Source organism: Citrobacter sp. S46_ASV_140, assembly GCF_018919545.1.
Taxonomy (GTDB): domain Bacteria; phylum Pseudomonadota; class Gammaproteobacteria; order Enterobacterales; family Enterobacteriaceae; genus Citrobacter; species Citrobacter braakii.
The window spans coordinates 1-7,408 of sequence record NZ_JAHLRC010000148.1 but is presented as its reverse complement, the minus strand read 5'-3'; the positions used below and the strand labels follow the sequence as shown (position 1 = coordinate 7,408).

The window sequence follows — 7,408 nt, the reverse complement described above, 5'->3', positions numbered from 1 at the left end:
ATCTTATCACCAGGCTGGATCCGACGTTTAACCGCCAGATAAACCTTAACAATCTTCAGCACGCCCGGTGCCAGATCGTCGCCCTGAGTGATTTTACGGCGTTTCGCTTCGAGTTTTTTCTCGAACTCGTGTTTCAGTTCGTCGTACTGCTCAGCCAGTTGTTCCAGCTGATTTTGTTTCTCTTCGTCGGTCAGGCCGAGTTCTAACCAGCGATCGCGCGGCAGTTTGTCGAGCTTCTCAGCTTCAACACCACCGGAAACCAGCACAGCGTAGATACGGCTGAACAGGCCAGCTTCGAGGATTTGCAGTTCTTCAGACAGGTCTTTTTTCGCCTGCTTCAGCTGCATCTCTTCGATTTCCAGCGCACGTTTGTCTTTTTCTACGCCATCGCGAGTAAAGACCTGAACGTCGATAATCGTACCGGAAACACCGTTTGGCACGCGCAGAGAAGAGTCTTTAACGTCAGACGCTTTCTCACCGAAGATAGCACGCAGCAGCTTCTCTTCTGGCGTCAGCTGGGTTTCACCTTTCGGCGTTACCTTACCAACCAGAATATCGCCACCGGTTACTTCCGCGCCGATATAAACGATACCGGATTCATCCAGTTTGGAGAGCGCAGCTTCACCCACGTTCGGGATGTCAGCGGTGATCTCTTCCGGCCCCAGCTTGGTGTCACGGGACACACATGCCAGTTCCTGAATGTGGATGGTGGTGAAACGGTCTTCCTGGACAACACGCTCAGATACGAGGATGGAGTCTTCGAAGTTGTAACCATTCCATGGCATGAATGCCACGCGCATGTTCTGACCGAGCGCCAGTTCACCGAGGTCGGTGGACGGACCGTCTGCCAGCACATCACCACGTTCAACCGGTTCGCCCAGAGATACGCAAGGCATCTGGTTGATACAGGTATTCTGGTTAGAACGGGTGTATTTGGTCAGGTTATAAATGTCGATACCTGCTTCGCCCGGGTACATCTCGTCTTCGTTAACTTTGATAACGATACGGGAAGCATCCACGTACTGGACGGTACCGCCACGTTTAGCAACTGCGGTAACACCGGAGTCGACGGCAACAGCACGTTCCATACCGGTACCAACCAGCGGCTTATCAGCACGCAGAGTCGGAACCGCCTGACGTTGCATGTTCGCACCCATCAATGCACGGTTGGCGTCATCGTGTTCCAGGAACGGGATCAGGGACGCACCGACGGATACCACCTGCTGGGTGGATACGTCCATGTAGTCAACCTGGTCACGGCTAAACAAGCTGGATTCGCCTTTGCTACGGCAGGTAACCAGATCTTCTACAAAGTGGCCTTCGTCATCCAGGTTGGAGTTCGCCTGAGCGATAACGTAGTTGCCTTCTTCGATAGCAGACAGGTAATGAATTTCGTCAGTTACAACACCGTCGGTCACTTTACGGTACGGAGTCTCGAGGAAGCCGTATTCGTTAGTCTGTGCGTATACAGACAAGGAGTTGATCAGACCGATGTTCGGACCTTCAGGCGTTTCGATTGGACATACGCGACCGTAGTGAGTCGGGTGTACGTCTCGAACTTCGAAGCCTGCGCGTTCACGGGTCAAACCGCCTGGGCCGAGTGCAGAGATACGACGTTTGTGCGTAATCTCAGACAGCGGGTTGTTCTGGTCCATAAACTGAGACAGCTGGCTGGAACCAAAGAACTCTTTCACTGCTGCAGAAATCGGCTTAGCGTTGATCATATCCTGAGGCATCAGGGTATCCAGATCGCCCAGAGACAGACGCTCTTTCACCGCACGCTCAACACGTACCAGGCCAACGCGGAACTGGTTTTCCGCCATTTCGCCAACGGAACGGATACGACGGTTACCGAGGTGGTCGATATCATCGACTTCGCCTTTACCGTTACGGATATCGATGAGCTTCTTCATCACTTCGATGATGTCATCTTTGCTCAGGATACCGGAACCTTCGATTTCGTCGCGCAGCAGAGAACGGTTGAACTTCATACGACCAACCGCAGACAGGTCATAGCGGTCTTCGGAGAAGAACAGGTTCTCGAACAGGCTTTCAGCAGCTTCACGCGTCGGCGGCTCACCAGGGCGCATCATGCGGTAGATTTCTACCAGCGCGCTCAGACGATCGTTGGTTGGGTCGACGCGTACAGTTTCAGAAATGTACGGACCGTGGTCCAGATCGTTGGTGAACAGCGTTTCGATACGCTTGTGGCCAGACTGGCTCAGCTTAGCCAGCAGATCCAGACTCAGCTCCATGTTAGCTGCGCAGATCAGCTCGCCAGTAGATTCGTCAACGTAGTCTTTAGCCGCAACTTTACCAGCAATGTATTCAACCGGAACTTCGATATGTTTGATATCGTCTTTTTCCAGTTGGCGAATGTGGCGCGCAGTGATACGACGGCCTTTTTCGACGTAGACTTTGCCGTTAGCTTCGATGTCAAAGGAGGCGGTTTCACCACGCAGGCGTTCCGGCACCAGTTCCATCTGCAGCTTGTTGTCACGAATTTCGAAAACAACTTTCTCAAAGAACAGGTCAAGGATCTGCTCAGTGGTGTAGTTCAGTGCACGCAGAATAATGGTCGCAGGCAGTTTACGGCGACGGTCAATACGTACGAACAGGTTGTCCTTCGGATCGAATTCGAAGTCCAGCCAGGAACCACGGTAAGGGATGATTCGCGCGTTATACAGCACTTTACCCGAAGAGTGGGTTTTACCTTTGTCGGAGTCAAAGAAGACGCCAGGACTACGGTGCAGCTGAGAAACGATAACACGCTCAGTACCGTTGATAACAAAGGTACCGTTGTCTGTCATGAGCGGAATTTCGCCCATGTAGACTTCTTGTTCTTTAATGTCTTTTACGGTGCCTTCCGGCGCTTCGCGCTCGTAGATCACCAGGCGCAGTTTTACGCGCAGCGGTGCGGAATAGGTCACGCCACGGATCTGACATTCCTGAACGTCAAACACCGGTTCGCCAAGGCGGTAGCTGACGTATTGCAGCTCGGAATTACCGCTGTAGCTCTGAATCGGGAAAACGGAACGGAAAGCTGCTTCCAGACCATACTGCCCTTCAGGATCTTGCTCGATGAACTTCTGAAACGAGTCAAGCTGGATAGAAAGGAGATAAGGTATGTCCAACACTTGCGGACGTTTACCAAAATCCTTACGAATACGTTTTTTCTCGGTATAGGAGTAAACCATTAGGGTTCCTCAGCTCGCTGACAAGTCGACCCATCTGTCCGACGAAGGGACAGTTTGTGCAACACTATTTTGTTGACCGGAAAATCGAATACTTTCCGCAATGCCTGTTGCTATCACGCTTAAACCATTTCATTGCGATTTACACAGAACTGACGTTCTGTCGCAGTATATTAAGACGTCGATAGAAACAAGCATTGAAAGGCACAGCAGTAGTCAAACAGTGTGAAATGCTACTGGCGCCTTACAGCGCAAAAAGGCTGGTGACTAAAAAGTCACCAGCCATCAGCCTAATTTCTTAGGCTGCAACCAGAAAAGTTGGCTTATTTAACTTCAACTTCAGCGCCAGCTTCTTCCAGAGATTTTTTCAGTGCTTCTGCGTCGTCTTTGCTCACGCCTTCTTTCAGCGCAGCCGGTGCAGATTCTACCAGGTCTTTAGCTTCTTTCAGACCCAGGCCAGTTGCGCCACGTACTGCTTTGATAACAGCAACTTTGTTAGCGCCAGCAGCTTTCAGAATTACGTCGAATTCAGTTTTTTCTTCAGCAGCTTCAGCCGGGCCAGCAGCTACAGCTACAGCAGCAGCAGCAGAAACACCGAATTTTTCTTCCATTGCAGAAATCAGTTCTACAACGTCCATTACGGACATAGCGGATACTGCTTCAATGATTTGATCTTTAGTGATAGACATTTAAATTGTTCCTGAAAATCAGAATAAGTTTATACGTAAGCAGATGCTTTACAAAGATAACTGCGATTAAGCAGCTTCTTTCGCATCGCGTACAGCAGCCAGAGTACGAACCAGTTTGCCAGCCGAAGCTTCTTTCATGGTTGCCATCAGGCGTGCAATTGCTTCTTCGTAGGTCGGCAGAGTTGCCAGGCGATCGATATTCGATGCCGTAATCAACTCACCTTCAAAGGCTGCGGCTTTGACCTCAAATTTTGCATTCGCTTTCGCGAACTCTTTGAACAGACGAGCAGCAGCGCCCGGGTGTTCCATAGAGTATGCAATCAGGGTCGGACCAACAAACGTGTCTTTCAGGCACTCGAACTGAGTACCTTCAACGACGCGGCGCAGCAGGGTGTTACGAACAACACGCATGTATACGCCAGCTTCACGACCTGCTTTACGCAGTTCAGTCATTTTATCTACAGTTACGCCACGGGAATCCGCAACTACTGCAGACAGCGCGCCTTTGGCTACTTCGCTGACTTCAGCAACAATCGCTTGTTTGTCTTGAAGATTTAAAGCCATTAGCTTTGCTCCTGGATGTTTGCCGGAACTCATGTCCCGGAACTCACTTCACTCCCCCCAACGGAGAGAGCGTCTAAATACGGTGAGCAGAAACAAGCCAGAGTATCAGAAATAATCTTAGCGTTCTGTCACCGTCTACGCAGGGCATTAAGTTTCTTACGAAACACCTGCGGTCTTCGACGGAGGCCTGGATTAGGCCAGGCTCCAACGAACAAATCTTTTCTATCTGTCGCTATTCAATCTGTAGTGGCGTTGACCGCCTTGCCACAGCCTGAATATCTCAGATATACGTCTGCAATTAGCAGAATACGTGGGGGTAAGATTGTAGACAAAATCACCGCCCACGTAAAGGCGAATATTAGTTCGCCACAGTCGCAGTCAGACCGGACTGATCAACGGCAACGCCAGCACCCATGGTGGTGGAGATGCTAACTTTCTTGATGTACACGCCTTTTGCCTGAGTCGGTTTTGCTTTTTTCAGCGCAACCAGCAGAGCTTCCAGGTTTTCTTTCAGTTTGTCAGCGTCAAAATCCACTTTACCGATGGTGGTGTGGATGATGCCGTTTTTGTCGTTACGGTAACGAACCTGACCAGCTTTAGCATTCTTAACAGCTTCAGCAACGTTAGGTGTTACAGTACCAACTTTCGGGTTTGGCATCAGGCCGCGCGGACCCAGAACCTGACCCAGTTGGCCAACAACGCGCATTGCATCCGGGGAAGCAATAACAACGTCAAAGTTCATTTCGCCTTTCTTGATCTGTTCAGCCAGATCTTCCATACCTACCAGCTCAGCGCCTGCAGCTTTAGCAGCTTCAGCGTTTGCACCCTGGGTAAATACGGCTACGCGAACGGAACGGCCAGTACCGTGCGGCAGTACAGTTGCACCACGTACGTTCTGGTCAGATTTACGAGCATCGATGCCGAGGTTAACAGCAACGTCCACGCTTTCTACGAATTTAGCAGTGGCCAGCTCTTTCAGCAGAGCGATAGCTTCGTTGATGTCATACTGCTTAGTAGCATCAACTTTGTCACGGATCACGGACATGCGCTTGGTCAGTTTAGCCATTTCTTAGTCCTCCACTACCAGGCCCATGGAACGTGCAGTACCTTCAATGGAGCGAGTCATCGCTTCAATGTCGGAACCAGTCATGTCGGCAGCTTTGGTCTGCGCGATTTCCTGCAGCTGAGCGCGGGAAATTTTACCCACTTTGTCTTTGTTCGGCTTGCCGGAACCAGACTTGATACCAGCCGCTTTCTTCAGCAGAACTGCTGCCGGAGGCGTTTTGGTAACGAAAGTGAAAGAACGGTCAGCGTAAACGGTGATAACAACCGGGATTGGCAGACCTTTTTCCATGGAATCAGTTTTAGCGTTGAACGCTTTGCAGAATTCCATGATGTTCACGCCTTGTTGACCCAGTGCAGGACCTACCGGCGGACTCGGGTTAGCCATACCAGCTGCAACCTGCAGCTTGACATAGGCTTGGACTTTCTTAGCCATTCTAAATTCCTCTAGTTGGGTTATAACGCCTCAAGGAGGCTCCCCGTGATTAAATTCGTTTTACGGATAGGATCCATAAAAACAAAAGGCGCGAAATTGTATTCCAATCTCGCGCCTTGTGCAACGATTAAATCGTCGCTTTTTTGATCGGGGTGTTAGGCTTTTTCAACCTGAGCGAAGTCCAGTTCAACCGGAGTCGCACGACCGAAGATAGATACGGAAACTTTCAGACGAGACTTCTCGTAGTCCACTTCTTCAACCACGCCGTTAAAGTCAGCGAACGGACCGTCGCTAACGCGAACCATTTCACCTGGCTCAAACATCGTTTTCGGACGCGGCTTGTCGCCAACCTGCTGCAGACGGTTCATGATCGCATCAACTTCTTTGTCGCTGATCGGCGCCGGACGGTCAGATGTACCGCCGATAAAGCCCATCACACGCGGCACGCTGCGCACCAGGTGCCAGCTTGCGTCATTCATCACCATCTGGACCAATACATAGCCCGGGAAGAATTTACGTTCGCTCTTGCGACGCTGGCCGCCACGGATTTCGACCACTTCTTCGGTCGGCACCATGACTTCGCCAAACAACTCTTCCATATTTTGTAACTTGATATATTCGCGCAGCGATGTAGCTACGCGGCCTTCAAAACCGGAAAACGCCTGAACGACGTACCAGCGCTTTTTAGGGGCTTCAGACATCTTAGAACCTCAGGCCAGTGATAAAGGATACCAGGCGAACCAGAATACCATCCAGTCCCCACAGGATCAGTGACATTACTGCGGTAACCGCAGCCACAATTAATGTGGTGTGCAATGTTTCCTGGCGAGTTGGCCAAATGACCTTACGGACTTCGGTTCTCGCTTCACGGGCAAAAGCAACGGTCGCTTTACCTTTTGTTGTCAACAGCGCGACACCACCCGCTGCGGCAATCAGAATCACTACGGCCAGCGCACGCAGCGGCAGCATCATGTCACGATAGAGGTAGTTGCCAACGATAGCTACAAGCAGCAATACAGCGACAACAACCCACTTCATCGCTTCCAGGCCGCGCCCGCTTCCTTGAGCTTCGGTATTCGCACTCATAAACCAACCTGTCAGAAGTATTCTACAAACATTTTCACCCCGCGTAAGCGAGGCGATCCAAACCGAAATGCTCTGGTGCGTTTCGGACTAAACGCCCTCTTCAGAGCCTGTCTCAGCAATGATTATGACAAATAAAATCACTGATGAGCCAGGTTCTGGTGTGAAAGCGTGCAAAAAGGGCATCAAATGATGCCCTTTTATTGCGCATTGCGTCAAATGTTATTCGGCAATTAGCTCATTACTTTGGCAACAACGCCCGCACCAACAGTACGGCCGCCTTCACGGATTGCGAAACGCAGACCGTCGTCCATCGCGATTGGGTGGATCAGGGTAACAACCATTTTGATGTTGTCGCCCGGCATTACCATCTCAACGCC

At 50.8% G+C, this 7,408-nt stretch carries 7 protein-coding genes and 1 pseudogene; all 8 read right to left on the bottom strand.

Annotated elements, in window-relative coordinates; all coding sequences use genetic code 11:
- Positions 1-3,197 (bottom strand): DNA-directed RNA polymerase subunit beta (gene rpoB, locus KQJ19_RS21155; RefSeq protein ID WP_216404091.1); only part of this gene is annotated, 3,197 nt, incomplete at its 3' end.
- A 320-nt stretch (positions 3,198-3,517) separates the two neighbouring features.
- Entirely contained in the window at positions 3,518-3,883 is a 366-nt protein-coding gene (gene rplL, locus KQJ19_RS21150; RefSeq protein ID WP_000028882.1) for a 50S ribosomal protein L7/L12, read from the bottom strand.
- Positions 3,884-3,949: 66 nt separating this feature from the next.
- Positions 3,950-4,447, bottom strand: a complete 498-nt coding sequence (gene rplJ / locus KQJ19_RS21145) for a 50S ribosomal protein L10 (RefSeq protein WP_005132895.1) — start codon at positions 4,445-4,447, stop codon at positions 3,950-3,952.
- 358 nt (positions 4,448-4,805) lie between these two features.
- Positions 4,806-5,513: a 50S ribosomal protein L1 gene (gene rplA, locus KQJ19_RS21140; RefSeq protein WP_016155300.1), complete on the bottom strand. Its 708-nt coding sequence runs from the start codon at positions 5,511-5,513 to the stop codon at positions 4,806-4,808.
- Positions 5,514-5,516: 3 nt separating this feature from the next.
- The gene (gene rplK / locus KQJ19_RS21135) at positions 5,517-5,945 is read right to left on the bottom strand and encodes a 50S ribosomal protein L11 (RefSeq protein ID WP_003033122.1); all 429 of its coding nucleotides are present in this window, start codon (positions 5,943-5,945) and stop codon (positions 5,517-5,519) included.
- Positions 5,946-6,100: 155 nt separating this feature from the next.
- The gene (gene nusG, locus KQJ19_RS21130) at positions 6,101-6,646 is read right to left on the bottom strand and encodes a transcription termination/antitermination protein NusG (RefSeq protein WP_003033125.1); all 546 of its coding nucleotides are present in this window, start codon (positions 6,644-6,646) and stop codon (positions 6,101-6,103) included.
- A gap of 1 nt (position 6,647) precedes the next feature.
- Complete coding sequence (gene secE, locus KQJ19_RS21125; protein ID WP_003033128.1) at positions 6,648-7,031, bottom strand: preprotein translocase subunit SecE; 384 nt, start codon at positions 7,029-7,031, stop codon at positions 6,648-6,650.
- Between the two features lie 230 nt (positions 7,032-7,261).
- Positions 7,262-7,408: pseudogene (gene tuf, locus KQJ19_RS21120) on the bottom strand (elongation factor Tu); the annotation flags it as partial.

Coding starts and splice junctions, on each gene's coding strand:
- nusG (WP_003033125.1), bottom strand. CDS start 6,646: ATGTCTGAAGCCCCTAAAAAGCGCTGGTACGTCGTTCAGGCGTTTTCC.
- rplK (WP_003033122.1), bottom strand. CDS start 5,945: ATGGCTAAGAAAGTCCAAGCCTATGTCAAGCTGCAGGTTGCAGCTGGT.
- secE (WP_003033128.1), bottom strand. CDS start 7,031: ATGAGTGCGAATACCGAAGCTCAAGGAAGCGGGCGCGGCCTGGAAGCG.
- rplJ (WP_005132895.1), bottom strand. CDS start 4,447: ATGGCTTTAAATCTTCAAGACAAACAAGCGATTGTTGCTGAAGTCAGC.
- rplL (WP_000028882.1), bottom strand. CDS start 3,883: ATGTCTATCACTAAAGATCAAATCATTGAAGCAGTATCCGCTATGTCC.
- rplA (WP_016155300.1), bottom strand. CDS start 5,513: ATGGCTAAACTGACCAAGCGCATGTCCGTGATCCGTGACAAAGTTGAT.